Source organism: Fuscibacter oryzae (assembly GCF_016765795.1).
Classification (GTDB): domain Bacteria; phylum Pseudomonadota; class Alphaproteobacteria; order Rhodobacterales; family Rhodobacteraceae; genus Fuscibacter; species Fuscibacter oryzae.
The window spans coordinates 535,127-554,841 of the sequence record NZ_JAESVP010000001.1; the positions used below are offsets into that span (position 1 = coordinate 535,127).

Here is a 19,715-nt window from a genome sequence, read left to right on the forward strand (position 1 = left end):
ATTTGAGCGGCTCTTTTCGTTTCACAATTGTGCGATGGATTGGTGCGTCCCTACGGCATCACCTCGAACTTATCGACATCGACCATCCCGTGATCGGTGATCTTCAGATGCGGGATCACCGGCAGCGCCAGGAAGGCCAGTTGCAGGAACGGCTCTTCCAGCACCACGCCCAGCGATTTGGCCGCAGCCCGCAGGGCGATCAGCTCTTGATGCACCGCCTCGAACGGTTTCAGGCTCATCAACCCCGCCACAGGCAGCGCCAGTTCGGCCAGAATTTTGCCCCCTTCAACCACAACAAACCCGCCCTCAATCTGCCCCAGCCGGTTGGCTGCCACGGCCATATCGCCCGCATCCGCGCCCACCACGGCGATGTTGTGGTGGTCATGGCAGACGGTCGAGGCAATCGCGCCCCTTTGCAGCCCGAAGCCCTTCACGAACCCGGTGGCGATGTTGCCGTTCACCCCATGCCGTTCCACCACCGCAATCTTGATGAGGTCGCGCGCAAGGTCTGGGCGCTTGTCGCCATCCACGGGTGCGATGTCATAGGTCAGATGTTCGGTGATGATCTTGCCGGGAATGATGCCGATCACCGGAGTTTCCACACGGTTGCCGCCGGTGCGGAAACTCTCTGCCGTCACGGGACGGGCCTTGACCGAATGCCGCGCCACGGGGGGGATGGTGTCGCGGGCGGCAAAGGCGGCTGCGGTCACCTCGACCCCGCCGGCGTAGACCGCCGACACATGGCAGCCCTCCAGCCCGTCAATCACCGCAATATCGGCCCGCCGACCCGGCGCGATCAGGCCCCGGTCTTTCAACCCGAACGCCTCGGCCGCCGACAGGCTGGCGGCGCGGTAAACCGCAAGCGGAGGCGCGCCCAGCGCAATTGCGGTGCGGATGATCCAGTCCAGATGGCCATGTTCCGCAATATCCAACGGATTCCGATCATCGGTGCAAAGACACAGATAGGGTGAATGACGTTCGGTCAGCAGCCCCACCAGCGCGTGCAGATCCTTCGATACCGACCCTTCGCGGATCAGAACCCGCATCCCCTTGCGCAGCTTTTCCAGCCCCTCGTCGTAGCTCGTCGCCTCATGCTCGGTGCGGATCCCGGCGGAGAGGTATCCGTTCAGGTCAGCCCCCCGCAGCAGGGGCGAGTGGCCGTCGATGTGCCGCCCGTTCCACGCCTCCAGCTTGGCCATGCAGCCTTCATCCAGCATCAACACGCCGGGGTAATTCATGAACTCGGCCAGCCCGATGTTGCGGGGGTGGTCCATCAGCGGGATCAGGTCCGCCGCCTCCAGCCGCGCACCAGTGGTTTCCATATGGCTTGAGGGCACGCCGGACGACAGTTGCACGCGAATATCCATCAAGGTGCGGGTGGACGCCTCCAGGAAATAGCGGATGCCGGTCAGGCCGCAGACATTGGCAATCTCATGCGGGTCACAGATCGCCGTCGTCACGCCATGCGGCAGGACGCAGCGGTCGAATTCGAAGGGCGTGATCAGCGAGCTTTCGATATGCAGGTGGGTATCGATGAAGCCCGGCACCAGCACCTTGCCCGCCACGTTCACCTCTCGTCGGCCCTGATAGCTGCCGAAGGTTCCGACGATGGTATCGCCGCAAATCGCCACATCGGTTTCAACCAGATCGCCTGTGATCAGGTCGAACACCCGCCCGCCTTTCAGCACCAGATCAGCAGGCACCTGCCCCCGTCCCTGCGCGATACGGTCAGACAGCGGGGCAGCGGCCGGAATATGGGGCATGGCAGTCTCCTTTCACCATAGGGAAGCGCAAGGGGCTGGCTGGTGCAAGGGCGTTGCGGCCTTACGGCCCCCATTGGTAATGGATGTCATAGCCCTCAGAACCCAAGGCACGAAAACCGGCCCCCAAGTAGAAAGCATTCGCCGCGCTGTGCCGCAGCGCCATCAGGCGGACCGGCGTGCCAAGGCTGCGCGCCTTGTCCTTGATCGTTTCGACAATCCACCGCCCGATACCCTTCCCCTGCTGGTCTGGCGACAGATAGAAGTGATCAAGGTAAAGATGGTCCCCACGGTTGCGCAGGACGTAAAACCCGGCAACCAGCCCATCTGTCTTGATCAGCGTGGTATCCCCCGCACAAAACCCGTCCAGCAGGCGGTGGCGGGCACGGTCGGTATCAAACCGGCCAAGCGCCTCAAGACTGGGGCGCATCGCTGCAACCCGGATATCGGCCAGATGCCCGGCATCCTCGGGGGATGCCTGTTGCGTACTGATCCGCTCCATCGCGATACGGGATGTCATACCTGACTCCTTGGGTGGCGGGCGGCAAACCCCTGTGCACTCGGTCGCTAACCGTAGCTTGAACCCACCCGCGTTCTGCCGCAAGACGAAGGGGCAAAAGGAATCCTCATGCGTCCCCTGCGCGGCATTACCTTCAAACTCTGCTCGGTCCTGATCTTCATCGTCATGCAGGCGATGATCAAGGCGACCACTGGTCATGTGCCGGGGGGCGAGGCGGTGTTTTTCCGGTCGCTGTTCGCCATTCCGGTCATCGTGCTGTGGCTGGCGGTGGTGGGAGACCTGCGCCAAGGCTTGGGCACGGCGAACCCGTGGGGCCATGTCTGGCGCGGGTTGATGGGCACGCTGGCAATGGGGTTGGGGTTTTCGGGGCTGGCCTATCTGCCGCTGCCGGAAGTCACCGCCATCGGCTATGCCGCGCCGCTGCTGACAGTGATTTTCGCAGCGATGTTTCTGGGCGAAGAGGTGCGGCTGTTCCGCATCTCGACCGTCATCCTTGGCATGATCGGCGTGCTGATCGTGCTGTCGCCGCGCCTGACGGTTGTCAAAGGGGCTGCTGGCACAACAGAGGCCTTTGGCGCTGTGGTTGTGCTTGGAGGCGCGATCTTTGCCGCGCTGGCGCAGGTGACCGTGCGCAAGCTGGTGGCAAGCGAACGCACGCCGGTGATCGTGTTCTGGTTTTCCGTCACCGCCACCTGTCTGTCCCTGATCACCATTCCCTTTGGTTGGGTCATTCCCACACTGGGCGAGGCTGCGCTGCTGATAGGTGCAGGCCTTCTGGGCGGTGCAGGCCAGATTCTGCTGACCTCCAGCTACCGCGAGGCGGATGCCTCGCTGGTGGCGCCATTCGATTATGCCTCGATGATCTTTGCGCTGCTGATCGGCTGGTTCATCTTTGCCGAGGTGCCCACGCCAACCGTGCTGGGCGGGGCCGCGCTGGTGGTTACGGCGGGGTTGCTGATCATCTGGCGCGAACGGCGGCTGGGGCTGGAACGCGCCCGCCAGCGCAAGGCGATGACGCCGCAGGGGTAAGACCTAGGGCTGAACCCGATGCACCGGCATGGCAAAGGCCACATCGCCGCGACGGTCCGCCAGATACAGCCCCAGCGAAGCCGCCAACGTCACGGCAGACCCGATCAGCGCGGTTGTGCCATAGCCGCCAATGGCCATGCCCGCCGCAAAAATTGCCGCCGCACAAACATCGCTGACCAGCTTTTGCAGCGCGAACAGCGCCGCCGCAGCCCCGGTGCGCCCATTGGTCAGATCCTGATAATAGCCGATTGGCAGGGTCAGAATGGCCGCCCCGCCCATGCCCGCCAGCAGCGGCAAAAGCCACAGCGACCAGTGCCCCACCAAGACCGGCATCAAGGCCAGATGCCCGGTATAAATCGCCGCGCCGACGGCGATTTGCGTGGCCCGCCGGACCCGCCCTGCCAGCCGCGACAGCACAAGCATGAAGGGCACCTCCCACCCGGCGACCATGCCGACATAGAGTGCCACATCCCCCGCCGACCGACCGGGATTGGCCTGAAAGATCAGCGAGACCAGCATCATGTAAAGCGTGCCAATCGACAGCACGCCCCCCAACAGCCCCATCCGCAGCAAGATTTCCGGGCGGGCGATTTCGGCGAAACTCTGGATCAGGTTCAACCCCGAGGGCGCGTGATTCCACGCCCCCCGGCCATCGCGCGGCCACATGAACACTGAAACCGCCACCAGCCCCGCGCTGAAAATCGCCCCCGCCAGATAGATCTGGCCAGGAACGAACCTGTCGGCAAAGGCAAAGGTGAACCAGATCAGCAGCGCCAGAAACCCCGCCGACAGCCCCGCCCGAATGACCGCCTGCACCCCGTCGCGCCCCGGCTGCCCCGCCATGACCAGACCGGCCAGCGCGAAAGACTGGCCCAGTAGGCTCCACGCCAGCGGGAACATCACGCCATGGGCCACAATCAGGCTGACGACGCCGGGATGGACCAGCATCGCCAGATTGCCGATCAGCGCCGCGACCGAGGTGGCAATGACCAGCGTCTTGCGGTTGGCCCGCAGATCGCCGATCACCCCGATCAACACCGAGGCTGCCACCGAAAAGCCCGAGGAAAACGTCATCAGCAGCGCCAGCCCGTTATCTGACAGCCCCACCTCGTGAATGGCGATGCGCGACAGATAGGGGTAGATCGCTGCACTATGGGCGCCTTGCAGCACCAGCATCAGCGCCAGCATCCGCAGTACGGGCTGGCGGGCAATCTGGGCAAGCGGGCTCATTCCGGAATGACCTTGCCGGGGTTCATGCGGTTTTCGGGGTCAATCGACTGTTTGATTGCGCGCATCACGGCCAGCGCCACCGGGTCTTTGCGCCGCTTCATCGTGGCCAGTTTCGACAGGCCCACCCCATGTTCGGCCGAAAAGCTGCCATGCAAGTCCTGCACCACATCTTCGACCGCCTCGACCACGGCGTCATAAAGCGCGGGGTCGTCGCGGGTCGGATAGACGGTGTAATGAATGTTGCCGTCACCCAGATGCGCCACCGACAGCGTATCGCAACCGGGGTCCAGCGCGGGCAGGCGGGCCTCGATCCGGGCAAAGAATTCGGGCACCAGATGCAAGGGCAGCGCGATGTCGGTATCAATCGTCGGCTGGCGCGCGATGGTGATTTCGGCGGCCAGTTCGCGGCGGTGCCACATGGTCAGACGCTGCGCCTCATTCTGCGCGATCTCGGCATCCAGCACGGCGCCTTCCTCAATCAATTGACCAAGGGTTTCCTCCAGCAGCGCGGTCAGCGGCACGGTGCCATCTTCGGCCACCGCCGCATCGCGGGGGGCGGTGGCGGCGATTTCGACCAGGATATTCGTCTCATACCGCTGCCCGCCAAAGGGCAGCGCCACATCGGGCCGCGCCTCGGCCAGCCGCTGCATATAGGTGGCGGGCATGTATTCAAACGCCTCGACCAGCCCGCCCGTCACTTCGCGCAGTCGGTTCAGCAATGCCAGCGCATCAGGCAAGGACCGCGCCGCCAGCGTGGCGGTGGCATAGGCGCGCGGGGCGGGCACCAGCTTCATCACGGCGGCGGTGATGATACCCAGCGTGCCCTCTGCCCCGATGAAAAGCTGTTTCAGGTCATAGCCGGAATTGTCCTTGTGCAGTTCCGACATCAGGTTCAGCACCCGGCCATCGGCCAGCACCACCTCCAGCCCCAGACACAGCGCGCGGGTGGAGCCATAGCGCAGCACATTGCTGCCGCCCGCATTGGTCGAAAGCACGCCCCCGATCATCGCCGAGCCGCGCGCCCCGAACCACAGCGGGAAATACATCCCCTGCCTTGCTGCCGCATCATGCAGGCGCGACAGGATCACCCCGGCCTCGACCACCGCCGTCCGTGCCTCGGACCGGATCTCGCGAATGCGGTTCAGCCGTTCGACCGACACCATCAGGCCGCCCGTCGTCATCGCACCGCCGACAAGGCCGGTCAGGCCCGAAACAGGCACCACAGGCACGCCATGGCGCGCGGCAATCTGCACCACACCCGCCACCTCGGCTGTACTGGCCGGACGGGCGACGATGGCGGGGTTGGGGGAATAGTGGCCCGACCATTCGGCGCGGTAGCGGGCAAGGTCATCGCCGGTCAGCACATGAGACGCCCCAAGAAGGGCGACAAGATCGTCGTGAAGGGACATTTGCAACGCAACTCCGGGAACGGTCGGAAGATGCCTGTTTCCTACAGCAAAGACCAGAGGAGCGGATGCCCGGCAGCGTCAGGAAATCTGTCGGATATTTCAGGGAGAGAAGGATTTCACCCGGCCCAGAAGCTCCAGCACCTTGGGGCCCAGGCCCGCAACGATCTTTTTCACCCCTTCGGCGTTGGGGTGAATGCCGTCAGCCTGCATCATCGCATGCGCTGCCGCCGGGTCGGCCATCTCTGTCAGGGGCGCGAAGAACGAGGGCAGAAGAACAGCGCCGTATTGCGCCGCAAGATCGGGGTAGATCGCATCGAACCTGGCCTTGTAATCGGCGCCGAAGTTGCCTGGTGCCTTCATGCCCACCAGCAGCATCGGCAAACCCCGCGCCTGTCCGCCCTTCAAAATCGCCTCAAGGTTCGCGCGCGCCTCTTCGGGGGACAGGCCGCGCAGCATGTCATTGCCCCCCAGCTCCACGATCAACGCATCGGTTTCGGGCGTCAGGCTCCAATCCAGCCGCGACAGCCCGCCCGCCGTTGTATCGCCAGAAACCCCGGCATTCACTACCACCACATCGCGGCCCTGTTCGGTCAGCCATGCCTGAAGCTGCGGCACCAACCCCGCCTCGGGCGCCAGCCCATAGCCCGCCATCAGACTGTCGCCCAGTGCCACAACCGTGATGGGTTCGGCCCATGCAGGTGCAGAAAAGATCAACCCGACAGCCATGCAGACATTGCGGATCGCCCGGCCCGACGCATATCTGAACCGAAGCGTTGAAAGGTGTAACATGGCGGACCCTGTCCTTAGGCTGGAAGACGTGGGCCTGACCCTGCGCGGCAATGCTGGCCCTGTCGAGATACTTAGGGCCATTTCGCTGACTGTCATCCCCCAAGAGACGGTGGGGCTGGTAGGGCCATCGGGGTCAGGCAAATCGTCGCTGCTGATGCTGATGGGCGGGTTGGAGCGCGCGACGGCGGGGCAAGTCACAGCCCTAGGGCAGGATCTGGGCGCGATGGACGAGGACGGGCTGGCGCGGTTCCGACGGGGCCGCATGGGGGTGGTGTTTCAGAACTTCCACCTGATCCCCACGATGACCGCACTGGAAAACGTGGCCCTGCCGATGGAGATTGCGGGCACGCCCGACGCCTTTGCCCGGGCCGCAGCAGAGTTGGAGGCCGTTGGCCTCTCCCACCGCGCCGACCACTATCCCGCCCAGCTTTCGGGGGGAGAGCAGCAGCGCGTGGCGCTGGCCCGCGCCGTGGCCCCCCGCCCGACGATTCTGCTGGCCGATGAGCCGACCGGCAACCTGGACAGCGCCAATGGTGCCGCGATCATGGACCTGCTGTTTGCCCTGCGCGACCGTCATGGCGCCACGCTGATCATGGTGACGCATGCCCCCGAACTGGCGGCGCGCTGCGACCGGATCATCCGGCTGGCCGATGGCCGGATTGACGGGCCTTCGGCATGAGCCTGCGCCTTGCCGCCCGCATCGCCCGCCGAGAGTTGCGCGGCGGCATCGCCGGGTTCCGCATTTTCCTGATCTGCCTGGCGCTTGGGGTCGCGGCGATTGCGGCTGTGGGCATGGTCCGCTCTGCCATCGAGGCGGGGTTGAGCGAACAGGGCGCCGTCATCCTGGGCGGCGATGCGCAGGCCGAGTTTACCTATCGCTTTGCCAGCGAGGCCGAAAAGGCGTGGATGGCGGGCGTGGCCAGCCAAGTGTCCGAGATTGTCGAGTTCCGGTCTATGGCGATTGCGGGCGACGATCAGGTGCTGACGCAGGTCAAGGCGGTGGACGGGGCCTACCCTTTACTGGGCAGCCTTGCCCTGCAGGGCGACCAGACGCTGGCGCAGGCCTTTGCGGGCAAGGACGGCCTGCCCGGCGCGGTGATGGAGCCTTTGCTGGCCGACCAGATGGCCTTGCGCCCCGGCGACCGCTTTCGCCTTGGCACGCAGGAATTTGTGCTGGCCGCCCTGCTGGCGAAAGAACCAGACAGCGCCACCGGCGGCTTTCAGATGGCCCCGCGCACCCTTGTGCGGACCGCCGATCTGGCACGGTCGGGGCTGTTGCAGCCGGGCACGCTGTTTGACACCTCTTACCGGATGGCTCTGCCGCCCAAGGCCGATGTGGCCGCGCTGAAGACCGAAGCGGAGGCCAAGTTCCGCGAAACCGGCCTGCGCTGGACCGACCGGCGCCGTGCGGCCCCGGGGGTGGAGCGGTTTGTCGATCAGGTGGGCGCGTTTCTGATTCTTGTCGGGCTGTCGGGCATGGCGGTGGGCGGGATTGGCGTTGCCTCGGCGGTGAGGGCCTGGGTTGAGGCGCGAATCTCCACGCTGGCCACCTTGCGCACGTTGGGGGCGGATAGCCGCCTGATCTTTCGCGCCAGCCTGATGCAAGTAGCGGTGCTGTCCGGGCTGGGCGTGACGCTGGGGCTGGCGGCGGGCGTGGGCCTGCCGCTGCTGTTCGCACAGCAGATCGCCGCCGCCCTGCCCTTTCCGGCAACCATTGCGCTTTACTGGCGCCCGGTATTCGAGGCGGTGTTTTACGGCGTGACCTCGGTCTTTCTGTTCGCGCTATGGCCCCTTGCCCGCGCCGCGCGGATCAGGGCGGCGGCGCTGTATCGTGGAGGGTTAGGAGGCTGGCCCGCGCGCCGGCATATCGCGGCGGTGGTGGCGCTGGCCGGGCTGCTGATCGGCGGGGCGGCAGTGCTGTCTGGCGCATGGACGCTGGCACTGGGCACGGCAGGCGGGGTGTTGGCCGCGCTGGGGTTGCTGGCGTTGGCAGCGGTCGGGCTTATGCGGTTGACGCGCCGGTTGGCGCGGCTGCGGGCCATACAGGGGCGGCCCGCGCTGCGGCTGGCGCTGGCCGCGATTGGCGGGCCACGGGCGGGCACCGTGCAGGTGGTGCTGGGCCTTGGCCTTGGCCTGTCGGTTCTGGCCGCCGTGGGGCAGATCGATACCAATATCCGTCAGGCGATTGCCCGCGACCTGCCAACCCGCGCGCCCAGTTTCTTTTTCATCGACATCCAGCCCGACCAGATTGACCCGTTCCGCGCGATGATTGCCGCAAATCCTGCCGTTACCCGGCAGGAAAGTGCCCCGATGCTGCGCGGCGTGATCACCCGGATCAACGGGCAGGATGCGCGCAAGGTGGCGGGCGATCACTGGGTGGTGCGCGGCGACCGGGGGCTGAGCTACGCCGACGCCCTGCCTGCGGGCACCACGATCACCGAAGGCGCGTGGTGGCCCGAGGGCTACACCGGCACGCCCCAGATGAGCTTTGCCGAGACCGAGGCCAAAGAGATGGGCCTGAAGCTGGGCGATGTGCTGACCGTGAATGTGCTGGGCCGCGACATTGAGGCCCCCATTACCAGCCTGCGGGCGGTGGATTTTTCCAACGCCGGGATGGGCTTTGTCATGGTACTGAACGCGGCGGCCTTACAAGGCGCGCCGCATAGCCATATCGCCACCGTTTATTCTGGGCCGCAGGCAGAGGCAGGCATTCTGCGGCAGGTGACCAAGGCCTTCCCCAATGTAACCGCGATCAGCGTGCGCAACGCGGCGGCCCGCGTGGCCGAGGCGCTGTCGGCGATTGCCGATGCGGTGACGCTGGCAGCACTGGCCACTTTGGTCACCGGCTTTGCCGTGCTGATTGGCGCGGCGGCAACCGGAGAGGCTGTGCGACGGCAAGAGGCGGCGGTGCTGCGGGTGCTGGGCGCATCGCGTGGGCGCATTCTGTGGTCATTCGCGATGCGTGCAGCGCTGACCGGGGCGGCGGCGGGGTTGGTTGCAATTGTCGCAGGCGGAGTGGCCGGCTGGGCGGTGATGCGCTTTGTCATGGACAGCAGCTATCAATTCGCCTCCCTGCCCGCGCTGGTCGTTGTTGCAGGCGGGGTGCTGGCCACGCTGCTGGCCGGGTTGGCCTTTATGCTGCGCCCGCTGGCGGCGCGGCCCGCACAGGTGCTGCGCTCGGCCGAATGATCAGTTTGCAGGCACGGTGCGCAGCTCCAGTTGCAGGATGGCGGGACCGGGGCCATCTGCGGTCTCCTCCTGCAACGCGGTGGCGCTGCGGGTGGTCTGGCCAAACCCGGCCTCGGCCAGTGCGGCATTCAGACCAGAGCGGGTTGAGACGTCGCGGGTGACATCAAGGCTGGGCTGGGCAAGAAAGCCAAGATCTTCGACAGGCGATTGCGCTGCAGCGGGGGTCAGCACGATGATTAGCCGCTCAGCGCCCAGAACCGCGTCGGAAATCTTGAACAGGCCCTTTTTCAACCTGTCGCCCGGCTGCAACCGGCCCGAATACCAGTGCGAGATTGACCAGTCGGCCCCGATGTAAAGCACGTTCACGTCAACCAGAATAGCCATGCGGTTTTCGGCCACGACATGCACCTGATCACCGGGAATCAACCGGGGAATGGCGCTGGCGGGCATGGGCCGCAGCGCATCCTTGTTGGGGCCGGCCAGCAGTTGAACATCGACATCCAGCCCGCCCGCCCCCACCGCGCCCGCCATTTTCGTAAGATTGATCGCCTTGGCCATGGCGCCCAACAGCGCGCCCATCGCCTGCGCCACGCCCTCCGCATCCTTGTCGGCGGTTGAAACCGAGGGCGTGGTGGTCAGATCGTCAGCCAGCCCGGTCGCAGGCAGAACCCAGACCGCATCGGGGCGGGGGCTGTCCGGCAGGATTGCAAGGCGCAGATCGGCACTGGCATCGCCTGCGGGCACAAAGGTGATGCGGGGGCCTGCGGCTTTAATCAGCACCGGCAGGGCGGTTGTCAGGGCATCGGTTGCAAGGCTGCCCGCAGGCGGCAGGGCGACGGTCAGGCCAAAATCAAGACCGGCGCCGATCTTGCGCAGCATCAGACCCTTGGGCAGCGCATCGGGCAAAGCCTTGCCCTGCTGCACAATTGGAACGGCCTGCGCGCCAAAGGTCTGAACCTGCGTCAACCGGGCATAGCCCAGCGCATCCGGGGTTGCATCCGCCGCCGTCGCCATCACCGCCAGTACATCGCCGGTGGCCAGACCATGCAGGCTGCCAGCCGGAATTGTGAATTCCTGTTCACCAACGCGGGCCACCCATTGATCCACCCGCCTGCCCGGCAGGCCGGAAAAAGCCACCTGACCCAGATCGCCTTCGAACATCGGGGTGGTGCGGGCAATCGAGGTGGTGGCGTATTTGCGCAAGACCTCTTGCCCGATCTGGCCATAGGTGGCGTTCGGATATTCGGCCAGCACCTGCATCAGCGTATAGGTGAACACCCCCTGCGGCACGCGGCCCGGCTTGCCCTTGGGCAAGTTCTTTTCGGGCGTCACCTCGGTCGTCTGGGCGGCAAAGAAGGCGACGAAGCTACCCGTCTGTGGCCCTGCGGCCCCCACCTCCACCGGTGCATCTGGCTCGGCACGCGGATCGGACGGGGTTCCACGGGTGCGTGCGGCGGCAGCCTCAATCGCCGCGCCAGAGATACCCAGCGCCTGCGGCGTCACTTGCCGCGTGCGCAGCTCTTCTTCGCCATCAGGCGCGCCGCGCGTGACGGTGCCCGAGTGGCAGCTATCAAACACCGCCCAGACATTCGCCCCCTTGGCGCGCAACCTATCGATCATCGCGCCGATCTCGTCATCGACCAGCGCATTCTGCACATGGCCCACGTCGGCCAACCATGGCCCGATGTCACGGGGCAAAAACACCTCGTCCAGACCATCCAGTTCAGATTCGGGGTCGGCGGCAGGGGCCTGGGTGCCGTGGCCGGAAAAATGCAGATAGACGAAATCGCCGGGCTGTACGCGGGCCGTCAGCGCCGCCATCCGGTCGCGGATATGGCCCAGCGTGGGGGTGTCGGTGGCACCGGGAACGCCATCGGCCAGCACCACCACATTCTGCGGGGTGAATTTCACCGGCGCCTCGGTCGTCAGATATGTGGCGACCAGTGCCATGTCATTGGCCGGACCTTTCAGCCAGTATTTCCGGTCCAGCGCGGGATACTGGCTGACCCCGATCAGCAGTGCGTAATTCTCGCGTGCCAGCACAGGCACGGACGCAAGGATCAGCGTGATCGCGAAAGCCAGACGGCGCACCGTAGCCTCAGTTCGTCATCAGGGCGTAGGCCGCACCTTTGGGGCCGTGGTTTTCCACCTTCATGGTAAAGCCTGCGGTCTGATCAGGCCGCCAGCCGCAATAGGCAATCGGGCTGCGGTCGGTATCGGAACACACAAGGCGGCCCTGCGCGTCATAAACGGTCAGGTTCAGGTCGGTGGCATCCTTGGCCTCGACATAGATCTCGGCATATTCGCCACCAATAAAATCAACCGCCGGATAGGTATCGGTGCCGCCGTTGCCCAAGCTGCCAATGTTGTAAACCGGGCCAGAGGTAACACCCCGCGCCCCTTCGTCGCGGGTGTCTTCGATCAGGCCTAGTACGGCATCATCGCCTGCGGCAAGCTCTTCGGCTTTGGCCAGCATCTCTTCCCACGCCAAAGGCGCGCCCTCGCCCGCGGCTGCCCCTTGCGCGGAAAGCGTGCCCTTGGTGGGGTTCAGCCCCTTGCGCAATTTCGCCGCCGACAGGATCAGCACAGCATCGCCCGTCTCCAGCCCGGCTTGGTAAAGTTGCGCCGAAAGCTGCGCGGTGCGGACCGGCGACAGCGGTTCCGCAATGGCGGGCAGCGCAAGGGCAAAGGACAGCAGGACGGCAAGGCGCAGCATATGACCCCCTATGGCTTGGTGACGACCCATAGTCGCCAGCCGCAGCGCCCCTGTAAACCAAGGATTTCGGCGGGGCATTTTTTGCCGCAGGCCCAGCCGAAATAGCCGTTCGGCGCGAAAGACGGCCGCTGTTGCCGATGTTGGTGCGGCCTGATCAGGCGCAGCCCAAGCCCTCTGGCACGGCGGGGCCACAAGCGTGCTGTCGGTGCGGTTGCAGGGCTTGCCGAACACCATCGCGCCAAACTCTGCCCGCCACCGGCGGAAAAGGGTTTCGCACTGCGGATCGGCTGGCCTAAGCTGCCCCCCGGAACAGGGGCAGCAGGCGATTCCGGTATGAGACGACTTTTCCTGTGCCTAGCCTTGCTGGCGGCCTGCGCGCCCTGGAACCAGCCGATCAACCAGCCCCTGCACGGCGCCAATGCCCCCTTGGTCGAGGATGGCGCGGGCGTGGGAGAAACCTGGGTGGGGCTGGCCTTTTCGGGCGGGGGCATGCGCGCCTCGGCCTTTGCCTATGGCATGTTGCAGGAATTACAGGCGCAGACGACCGGCACGCCCGATGGTTTGCTGAATTCGGTGCGCCTTGTCTCTGGCGTGTCGGGCGGATCGGTGACGGCAGCGCAGTTCGGCCTTTACGGCCCCGGTGGCCTGACGGATTACCGAGAGCGGTATCTGCTCACCAATGCCGAAAAGTACATGGCCACCACCGCCTTTAACCCGCTGACCATCGCCAAGGGCATCGCAGGGGGCGCGAACGGGCGTGCCACCTTCGGCCGCTATCTGGACGAGACGCTGTTTCACGGCGCAACCTTTGCCGACCTGCGCCAGCGCAGCCATGTGAAAACCTGGATCAACGCCACCGATATTGCCAACAACACACCCTTCCTGTTTTCGCCCGAAACCTTTGACGCCCTGTGTTCCGACCTGTCAAAGCTGCCGGTGTCAGAGGCGGTTGCGGCATCTGCCGCCTTCCCCATTGCCTTCACGCCTGTGGTGCTGGAAACCCGGCCAGGCACCTGCCGCTATAAAGAGCCGGACTGGCTGACCGCCGCGCGGTTCAACCCCGAAGCCACCGCCACGATGCGCGCCTATGGCCAGACGTTGGAAAGCTATGCCGTGGGTGGCGACGTGAAATACGTCAAGCTGCTGGATGGCGGCATCACCGACAATTTCGGCACCACTGGCCTTGCGTTGGAATGGGCGCGCGCGCAGCAGCCCTATGCGCCGATGACGGCCCAAGAAGCGGTGCGGATAAAGCGGATGCTGTTTCTGGTCGCCAATGCCGGGGTGGAAAGCGAATATGGCTGGACGCAAAAGGTGCCGGGGCCGGGGGGCATGGGCCTTGGCATGTCAATCGCCACCGCCTCGATGTATGCGGCCACGCGGTCGGGCTATGATGCGATGCGGGGCGAGTTGCGGCGATGGGAGGGCGATCTGGTCGAATGGCGCTGTTCACTGGGGCCTTCCGAGGTACGCCAGTTGCGTGGGTCGCTGGACGGCTGGGATTGCCGCGACGTCAAGGTGTTTGTCGGCCAAGCCGGGGTGGAAAATCTGCCCGCCCCGTTGCAAAAGGAAATGAACAAGGTGCCCACCCGCCTGCGCCTTCCGCCAGATCAGGTGGATCTGGCGATAAGGGCAGGCCGCCTTGCCACGCGCGCCACGCCCGAATTCAACGGCTTTCTGGCGGCACTGGAGGGCAATGACGTGGACAGCCGCATTCAAAAGGGCATCGCTGCCGGTGGGCGGCGCATCACGCCGATCAACTAGGAACACCATGACAGGCCCGACAATGACTGGCCCTACCCTGACCGTCACCGCCGACCGCTTTCGCCTTGCCGAAACCTTCACCATCTCGCGCGGGTCAAAAACCGAGGCGCAGGTGCTGACCGTGTGCATCACCCGCGACGGCGTGAGTGGCTGGGGCGAATGCGTGCCCTATGCCCGGTATGGCGAAACGCTGGACAGCGTGACAGCCCAGATCATCAGCCTGCCCGCCAGTATCACGCGCGAAGGATTGCAGCGGTTCCGCCCGCCGGGGGCCGCGCGCAACGCGGTGGATTGCGCTTTGTGGGACTGGGCGGCGAAGAAAGCCGGTCGCCGGGTGTGGGATGTGGCGGGCCTGCCCGCCCCCGGGCCGGTGGTGACCGCTTTTACCCTGTCGCTGGACAGCCCCGAAAACATGCGCGCGGCGGCGGCGCGGAATGCGGCACGACCGCTGCTGAAGATCAAGCTGGGCACCCCTGATGACATGCCCCGGCTGGAAGCGGTTCGGCAGGGGGCGCCCCATTCCACCCTGATCGTCGATGCCAACGAAGGCTGGACACCCGAGGTTTATACCGACCTTGCCCCCCATCTGATCCGCCTTGGCGTGGCGCTGGTCGAACAGCCGCTGCCTGCGGGTGCCGATGACATGCTGGCCGAGATTGCCCGCCCCCTGCCGGTCTGCGCCGATGAAAGCGCCCATGCGACCGATGGGCTGGCCGGGTTGGTCGGTAAATATGACCTCGTGAACCTGAAGCTGGACAAGACCGGCGGTCTGACCGAGGCGCTGCTGGCGCGGGACGAAGCCCGCAGGCTGGGCCTTGGCGTGATGGTGGGCTGCATGGTGGGATCGTCGCTGGCCATGGCCCCCGCCGCGCTGCTGGCACAGGGGGCGGCGTTCTGCGATCTGGATGGCCCGCTGCTGCTGGCCCAAGACCGCCCCCATCCACTGACCTATCAGGGCTCCACCCTGCTGCCGCCAGACGCCGCGTTGTGGGGTTAGGGCCAAAACCCTCTTGACCCCATGCGCCCGCAGGCCCAAGACGCGGCCAACCCCAGTTGCGAAAGGTTTCCCCCGATGACCCGCACCGTTTACGTCAATGGCGACTACTTGCCCGAAACCGAAGCCAAGGTTTCCGTGTTCGACCGTGGCTTTCTGATGGCCGATGGCGTTTATGAGGTGACCTCGGTTCTGGGCGGCAAGCTGATCGACTTTCAGGGCCATTGCGTCCGCCTTGCGCGCAGCCTGTCGGAACTGGACATGACCAACCCGATGACCGACGCCGAATGGCTGGCAATGCACCGCGAACTGGTGGCGCAAAACGGTATTCAGGACGGGATGATCTATTTGCAGGTCACGCGCGGCAACCCCGGCGACCGTGACTTTGCCTTTCCCGGCCCCGATGTGACACCGACCGTGGTGGCCTTTACCCAAGCGAAGCCCGGTCTGGCCGAAAACCCGCAAGCCGCCATTGGCATCCGCGTGATCTCGATCCCAGACATTCGCTGGGGGCGACGCGACATCAAGACGGTGCAGCTGCTCTATCCGTCGATGGGCAAGATGATGGCGAAAAAGGCGGGTGTCGATGACGCCTGGTTCGTCGAAGAGGGCCATGTGACCGAAGGCACCTCGAACAACGCCTATATCGTCAAGGGCAACCGCATCATCACGCGCCCGCTGTCCAGCGATATCCTGCATGGCATCACCCGCGCCGCCGTGCTGCGCTTTGCCGCCGAAGCGCAGATGGTGGTGGAAGAGCGTCTGTTCACCGTGGAAGAGGCCAAGCAGGCGGATGAGGCCTTCATCTCTTCCGCCTCGGCTTTTGTGATGCCGGTGGTGGAACTTGACGGCGCGCAGATCGGTACCGGCAAGCCGGGCAAGCTGGTTCCGCGCCTGCGCGAGATTTATCTGGAAGAAATGCGCAAGGCCGCAATTTGACGACATGATCCGCGCGCCCTTTACGCTGGCGGGGTTCGGGCGCGGGGTCCGCTTTGGGCTGGCGCTTGCCCTGCCCATCGGGCTTTACGGGCTGGCATTCGGGCTGGTTGCAGCGCAGGCGGGGATGGGCTGGGGCTGGGCCACCGGGTTCAGCACGGCGATCTTTTCCGGTTCGGCCCAACTGGCCACGATCAGCGTTCTGCAAACCGGTCATGCCACCCTGACCGCCGTTGCTGCGACGGTTCTGGTGATGAACGCGCGCTACCTGTTGTTCGGCGCGACTTTGCAGCCTTGGCTATCACAGGCCGGACCGGCCCGCGCCCTGCCCAGCCTGCTGTTGTTGGGCGATGCCAACTGGATCATCACGATGCGCGCGATTGACGCGGGCGAAAAGGACCGCGCCTTTCTGGCCGGAACCGGCATTCCACCGCTGGTGGTCTGGCTGGGTGGAACGGTGGTTGGCGCGATGTTTGGCAGCATCCTGCCCGATCCCAAGGCGCTGGGGGCTGATCTGATGCTGCCCGCTTTTGCTGCCGCAATGATGGCGGTGATGGTGCGGGGGCCCGCCTCACTTGTCCCCGTCGCGGTGGGCGCGGTGTCGGCTTTGGGCGTCGGGCATCTGGCTGGGCCGGGCTGGGGCATTGTTGCCGCGGGGCTGGCCGGGGCCGGGTTTGCCGCCCTGACCGCCCGCCCCAAAGGGCACGCCAATGCTGCCTGACCTGCCCGCCTTTCTGCTGGTTGCCGCCGCCGCTGCCGTGGCCTGCCGGTTTGCTGGATATGTGGCGATGCGCTGGCTGCCCCCGTCGCACCGGCTGGACGCCGCCTTGCGCGCCACCCCGCTGGCGGTGATGGCGGGCATCACCGCAATGGCGCTGGCCGTAGGCGGGATGACCGAGGCATTGGCCCTGACTCTGGCCGGTGTGGTCGCCCTTGTCACGCGCAACGATGTGGGGGCGGCGGTGGCGGGGGTCGCGTTTGGGGCTGTGCTGCGCGCCTTTGGCCTTTAGCCAGCCGCAACCGCCGCCGTCAAAGCTTCCGTCAGAACCGGAGCCAGCCGCGCGGCCCAATGCGCCTGCCCCTCGGAAGTGGCGATCAGATCGTTCCGCACCTCGATCAGCGTGTTCAAGCGGCCCGTTTGCAGGGCGTGCCGGTCAATCGCATCGCCGGGCAGATGGCCGGAATAGGGTTCATTGTCTCCGACGCAAAGATCGCTCTGCACGGCCAGCCCTGCGATCAGCGGGGCCGAGAGCCGGTCGTCCAGGTGGCTATACAGGATACCAGCCTGCCAGGGTCGGGGCGGACGCCCTTTCAGGCAAGGGGTGAAGGAATGCACCGCAACAATCACCGTATCGGCCTGCCGGGCCGCCAGACTGGCCAGCGCCGCGTGATAGGGGCGGTAAAGCCGGTTCAGACGCTGCTCGGTATCCGCCGCACCGGCATGGCGGTTGGCTGGAATGATGGTGCCGTCATACAGCTTCATCACCAGCGTAGGGTCATCCTCTCCCCGGTTCGGATCAATCACCAGCCGCGAAAAGGCCGAGCCGATCACTGGGCTGTCCAGTAACTGCCCCAGCGCCCGTGCCACCCCCCAGGCCCCCACATCCCACGCGATGTGGCGGGCCATGTCCTCGGGGCCGATTCCCAAGGTGCCGCCCGAAATCCAGCCCGGCACCGCATTCGAGGCATGATCACAGGTGATCAGCCAGCGGCCGGGCCGTACCTCTCCCTCGATCTGATAGGCCTCATCCATCCTTCACTCCCTCTTTTCCGCTGCATGGCGCGGGATTTTGCGGATGAAAAGAGATTGTGTTACGCTTGCGCAGAAAAGTTAGCGCTAACGCGCCACAACCGTTGCCGCCTTGTCGCTTTTGCGCGATAAAACGCGCGGCCTGCGACAGATGAAAAAGGAAACTGCCATGAGACGCCTGCGCAACGTGAAAATCGTCGCAACGCTGGGGCCTGCCTCCAACGATTATGCGATGATCCGCGCCCTGTTTGAGGCCGGGGCCGATGTGTTCCGCCTGAACATGAGCCACGGCACCCATGCCGACATCGCCGCCCGTCATGCCATCATCCGCAAGGTCGAGGCCGATCTGGATCGCCCGATCGGTATTCTGGCCGACCTTCAGGGGCCAAAACTGCGCGTCGGCACCTTTGCCAACGGCTCGGAAGAGCTGATCGAGGGTGCCAAGTTCCGCATGGACCTGTCTGCCGCCCCCGGCGATGTGAACCGCGTGCAACTGCCCCACCCCGAGATTTTCGCAGCGCTGGAACCCGGCGCCAGCCTGCTGGTGAACGACGGCAAGATCCGGCTGGAAGTGGTGGATTGCGGCAAGGATTACGCCAATTGCACCGTGACCGTGGGCGGCACGATTTCCAACCGCAAGGGCGTGAACGTGCCCGACGTGGTGCTGCCGCTGGCGGCGCTGTCGGAAAAGGACAGGGGCGATCTGGAATTTGCCTGCGAGCTGGGCGTGGACTGGCTGGCACTGTCGTTCGTGCAGCGCCCCGAGGATGTGATCGAGGCGCGAGGCCTTGCCAAGGGGCGCGCCGCCATTCTGTCCAAGATCGAAAAACCCGCCGCCGTAAAGGCCTATGACGCCATCCTGCAAGTGTCGGACGGGATCATGGTGGCACGCGGCGATCTGGGCGTTGAACTGCCGGTCACCTCGGTTCCGCCGATCCAGAAACGTCTGGTGCGCGGCGCGCGTGCGGCGGCCAAGCCGGTGATCGTGGCGACCCAGATGCTCGAATCGATGATCGAATCGCCGGTGCCGACCCGCGCCGAAGTGTCCGACGTGGCGACCGCGATCTACGAAGGCGCCGATGCGGTGATGCTGTCGGCCGAATCCGCCGCCGGGAAATATCCGATCGAGGCGGTGACGACGATGAACAACGTCGCCATGTCGGTGGAAAAAGACCCGACCTATCGCCAGATCATCGACGCCAGCCGCGTCGTGCGCCGCGAAACCATCGCCGACGGCATCGTTTCCGCCGCGCGCGAGATCGCCGAGGCGACCAACATCAAGGCCATCGTCTGCTTCAGCCAGTCGGGCAGCACGGTCAACCTGGTGTCGCGCGAACGGCCCAAGGTTCCGATCATCGCGCTGACGCCGCTGATGTCCACCGCTCGGCGCTCGGCGCTGATCTGGGGTGCGCATTGCGTGATCACCGAACCGCAAGACCGCTTCAAGGGTGCGGTTCTGGCGGCGGTCAAGGCCGCGCGCGACCATGGCTTTGCCGGTGAGGAAGACATGATCGTGCTGACCGCGGGCGTGCCTTTCAACGTCAAGGGCACGACGAACATCCTGCGCGTCGCCCCCTGCGACGAACGGTTGATTTCGCGCGTCGACCCAGAGTAACCTGACAGGGTGAA

17 protein-coding genes are annotated in these 19,715 nt (G+C 65.3%); 9 read left to right on the plus strand and 8 right to left on the minus strand.

What is annotated here, in order from left to right:
• Positions 1-50: 50 nt before the first annotated feature.
• Both ade and JI744_RS02625 read right to left on the minus strand, forming a co-directional pair.
• Entirely contained in the window at positions 51-1,763 is a 1,713-nt protein-coding gene (ade, locus tag JI744_RS02620) for an adenine deaminase (protein ID WP_202658001.1), read from the minus strand.
• Between the two features lie 61 nt (positions 1,764-1,824).
• A complete protein-coding gene (locus tag JI744_RS02625; RefSeq protein WP_202658003.1) occupies positions 1,825-2,280 on the minus strand; it encodes a GNAT family N-acetyltransferase in 456 nt (151 codons plus the stop codon).
• Positions 2,281-2,388: 108 nt separating this feature from the next.
• Here JI744_RS02625 and JI744_RS02630 point away from each other — a divergent pair, with 108 nt between their 5' ends.
• Positions 2,389-3,309 carry a DMT family transporter gene (locus tag JI744_RS02630; RefSeq protein ID WP_202658005.1) on the plus strand — a complete coding sequence of 307 codons (921 nt, stop codon included), beginning with the start codon at positions 2,389-2,391 and terminating at the stop codon, positions 3,307-3,309.
• A gap of 3 nt (positions 3,310-3,312) precedes the next feature.
• On the opposite strand, the gene JI744_RS02635 is transcribed toward JI744_RS02630, so the two are convergent.
• The 3 genes from JI744_RS02635 to JI744_RS02645 form a co-directional block, all read right to left on the minus strand.
• Positions 3,313-4,539: an MFS transporter gene (locus JI744_RS02635; RefSeq protein WP_202658007.1), complete on the minus strand. Its 1,227-nt coding sequence runs from the start codon at positions 4,537-4,539 to the stop codon at positions 3,313-3,315.
• Positions 4,536-5,948, minus strand: a complete 1,413-nt coding sequence (locus JI744_RS02640; protein ID WP_202658009.1) for an FAD-binding oxidoreductase — start codon at positions 5,946-5,948, stop codon at positions 4,536-4,538. Before JI744_RS02640 ends, JI744_RS02635 begins: the two co-directional genes overlap by 4 nt.
• Positions 5,949-6,047: 99 nt before the next feature.
• Entirely contained in the window at positions 6,048-6,737 is a 690-nt protein-coding gene (locus JI744_RS02645) for an arylesterase (RefSeq protein ID WP_202658011.1), read from the minus strand.
• Here JI744_RS02645 and JI744_RS02650 point away from each other — a divergent pair.
• Together JI744_RS02650 and JI744_RS02655 are read left to right on the plus strand one after the other, a co-directional pair.
• Positions 6,736-7,416, plus strand: coding sequence for an ABC transporter ATP-binding protein (locus JI744_RS02650; RefSeq protein WP_202658013.1), 681 nt, complete (start codon positions 6,736-6,738; stop codon positions 7,414-7,416). The two genes, JI744_RS02645 and JI744_RS02650, sit on opposite strands and share 2 nt — an antisense overlap.
• Positions 7,413-9,926, plus strand: a complete 2,514-nt coding sequence (locus tag JI744_RS02655; protein ID WP_202658015.1) for an ABC transporter permease — start codon at positions 7,413-7,415, stop codon at positions 9,924-9,926. The genes JI744_RS02650 and JI744_RS02655 overlap by 4 nt, the downstream gene beginning before the upstream one ends.
• Here the strand turns inward: JI744_RS02655 and JI744_RS02660 are convergent, their stop codons facing one another.
• Together JI744_RS02660 and JI744_RS02665 are read right to left on the minus strand one after the other, a co-directional pair.
• The gene (locus tag JI744_RS02660) at positions 9,927-12,017 is read right to left on the minus strand and encodes a caspase family protein (RefSeq protein ID WP_202658017.1); all 2,091 of its coding nucleotides are present in this window, start codon (positions 12,015-12,017) and stop codon (positions 9,927-9,929) included.
• Between the two features lie 7 nt (positions 12,018-12,024).
• A complete protein-coding gene (locus JI744_RS02665; protein WP_202658019.1) occupies positions 12,025-12,642 on the minus strand; it encodes a hypothetical protein in 618 nt (205 codons plus the stop codon).
• A 333-nt stretch (positions 12,643-12,975) separates the two neighbouring features.
• On the opposite strand from JI744_RS02665, the gene JI744_RS02670 reads away from it, so the two are divergent.
• The 5 genes from JI744_RS02670 (at position 12,976) to JI744_RS02690 (ending at position 17,346) form a co-directional block, all read left to right on the plus strand.
• Positions 12,976-14,406 carry a patatin-like phospholipase family protein gene (locus JI744_RS02670; RefSeq protein WP_202658028.1) on the plus strand — a complete coding sequence of 477 codons (1,431 nt, stop codon included), beginning with the start codon at positions 12,976-12,978 and terminating at the stop codon, positions 14,404-14,406.
• A gap of 22 nt (positions 14,407-14,428) precedes the next feature.
• On the plus strand, positions 14,429-15,403 hold the full coding sequence (gene dgcA / locus JI744_RS02675; protein WP_202658030.1) for an N-acetyl-D-Glu racemase DgcA: 975 nt from the start codon (positions 14,429-14,431) through the stop codon (positions 15,401-15,403).
• A 75-nt stretch (positions 15,404-15,478) separates the two neighbouring features.
• Complete coding sequence (locus tag JI744_RS02680) at positions 15,479-16,339, plus strand: D-amino-acid transaminase (RefSeq protein WP_202658039.1); 861 nt, start codon at positions 15,479-15,481, stop codon at positions 16,337-16,339.
• A 4-nt stretch (positions 16,340-16,343) separates the two neighbouring features.
• Positions 16,344-17,057, plus strand: coding sequence for an AzlC family ABC transporter permease (locus JI744_RS02685; protein WP_202658041.1), 714 nt, complete (start codon positions 16,344-16,346; stop codon positions 17,055-17,057).
• Positions 17,047-17,346: an AzlD domain-containing protein gene (locus JI744_RS02690; protein WP_202658043.1), complete on the plus strand. Its 300-nt coding sequence runs from the start codon at positions 17,047-17,049 to the stop codon at positions 17,344-17,346. Before JI744_RS02685 ends, JI744_RS02690 begins: the two co-directional genes overlap by 11 nt.
• Here the strand turns inward: JI744_RS02690 and JI744_RS02695 are convergent.
• Positions 17,343-18,089 carry an N-formylglutamate amidohydrolase gene (locus JI744_RS02695; RefSeq protein WP_202658052.1) on the minus strand — a complete coding sequence of 249 codons (747 nt, stop codon included), beginning with the start codon at positions 18,087-18,089 and terminating at the stop codon, positions 17,343-17,345. The genes JI744_RS02690 and JI744_RS02695 overlap by 4 nt on opposite strands.
• A 166-nt stretch (positions 18,090-18,255) precedes the next feature.
• Between JI744_RS02695 and pyk the strand changes: the two genes are divergently transcribed.
• Positions 18,256-19,701, plus strand: a complete 1,446-nt coding sequence (pyk, locus tag JI744_RS02700; RefSeq protein ID WP_202658064.1) for a pyruvate kinase — start codon at positions 18,256-18,258, stop codon at positions 19,699-19,701.
• The last annotated feature ends 14 nt before the right edge of the window (positions 19,702-19,715 follow it).

What these genes read in the sequence shown, in the direction of transcription:
- ade (WP_202658001.1), bottom strand. Translation starts at nt 1,763, where the DNA reads ATGCCCCATATTCCGGCCGCTGCCCCGCTGTCTGACCGTATCGCGCAG.
- JI744_RS02625 (WP_202658003.1), bottom strand. Translation starts at nt 2,280, where the DNA reads ATGACATCCCGTATCGCGATGGAGCGGATCAGTACGCAACAGGCATCC.
- JI744_RS02630 (WP_202658005.1), top strand. Translation starts at nt 2,389, where the DNA reads ATGCGTCCCCTGCGCGGCATTACCTTCAAACTCTGCTCGGTCCTGATC.
- JI744_RS02635 (WP_202658007.1), bottom strand. Translation starts at nt 4,539, where the DNA reads ATGAGCCCGCTTGCCCAGATTGCCCGCCAGCCCGTACTGCGGATGCTG.
- JI744_RS02640 (WP_202658009.1), bottom strand. Translation starts at nt 5,948, where the DNA reads ATGTCCCTTCACGACGATCTTGTCGCCCTTCTTGGGGCGTCTCATGTG.
- JI744_RS02650 (WP_202658013.1), top strand. Translation starts at nt 6,736, where the DNA reads ATGGCGGACCCTGTCCTTAGGCTGGAAGACGTGGGCCTGACCCTGCGC.
- JI744_RS02645 (WP_202658011.1), bottom strand. Translation starts at nt 6,737, where the DNA reads ATGTTACACCTTTCAACGCTTCGGTTCAGATATGCGTCGGGCCGGGCG.
- JI744_RS02655 (WP_202658015.1), top strand. Translation starts at nt 7,413, where the DNA reads ATGAGCCTGCGCCTTGCCGCCCGCATCGCCCGCCGAGAGTTGCGCGGC.
- JI744_RS02665 (WP_202658019.1), bottom strand. Translation starts at nt 12,642, where the DNA reads ATGCTGCGCCTTGCCGTCCTGCTGTCCTTTGCCCTTGCGCTGCCCGCC.
- JI744_RS02670 (WP_202658028.1), top strand. Translation starts at nt 12,976, where the DNA reads ATGAGACGACTTTTCCTGTGCCTAGCCTTGCTGGCGGCCTGCGCGCCC.
- dgcA (WP_202658030.1), top strand. Translation starts at nt 14,429, where the DNA reads ATGACTGGCCCTACCCTGACCGTCACCGCCGACCGCTTTCGCCTTGCC.
- JI744_RS02680 (WP_202658039.1), top strand. Translation starts at nt 15,479, where the DNA reads ATGACCCGCACCGTTTACGTCAATGGCGACTACTTGCCCGAAACCGAA.
- JI744_RS02685 (WP_202658041.1), top strand. Translation starts at nt 16,344, where the DNA reads ATGATCCGCGCGCCCTTTACGCTGGCGGGGTTCGGGCGCGGGGTCCGC.
- JI744_RS02690 (WP_202658043.1), top strand. Translation starts at nt 17,047, where the DNA reads ATGCTGCCTGACCTGCCCGCCTTTCTGCTGGTTGCCGCCGCCGCTGCC.
- JI744_RS02695 (WP_202658052.1), bottom strand. Translation starts at nt 18,089, where the DNA reads ATGGATGAGGCCTATCAGATCGAGGGAGAGGTACGGCCCGGCCGCTGG.
- pyk (WP_202658064.1), top strand. Translation starts at nt 18,256, where the DNA reads ATGAGACGCCTGCGCAACGTGAAAATCGTCGCAACGCTGGGGCCTGCC.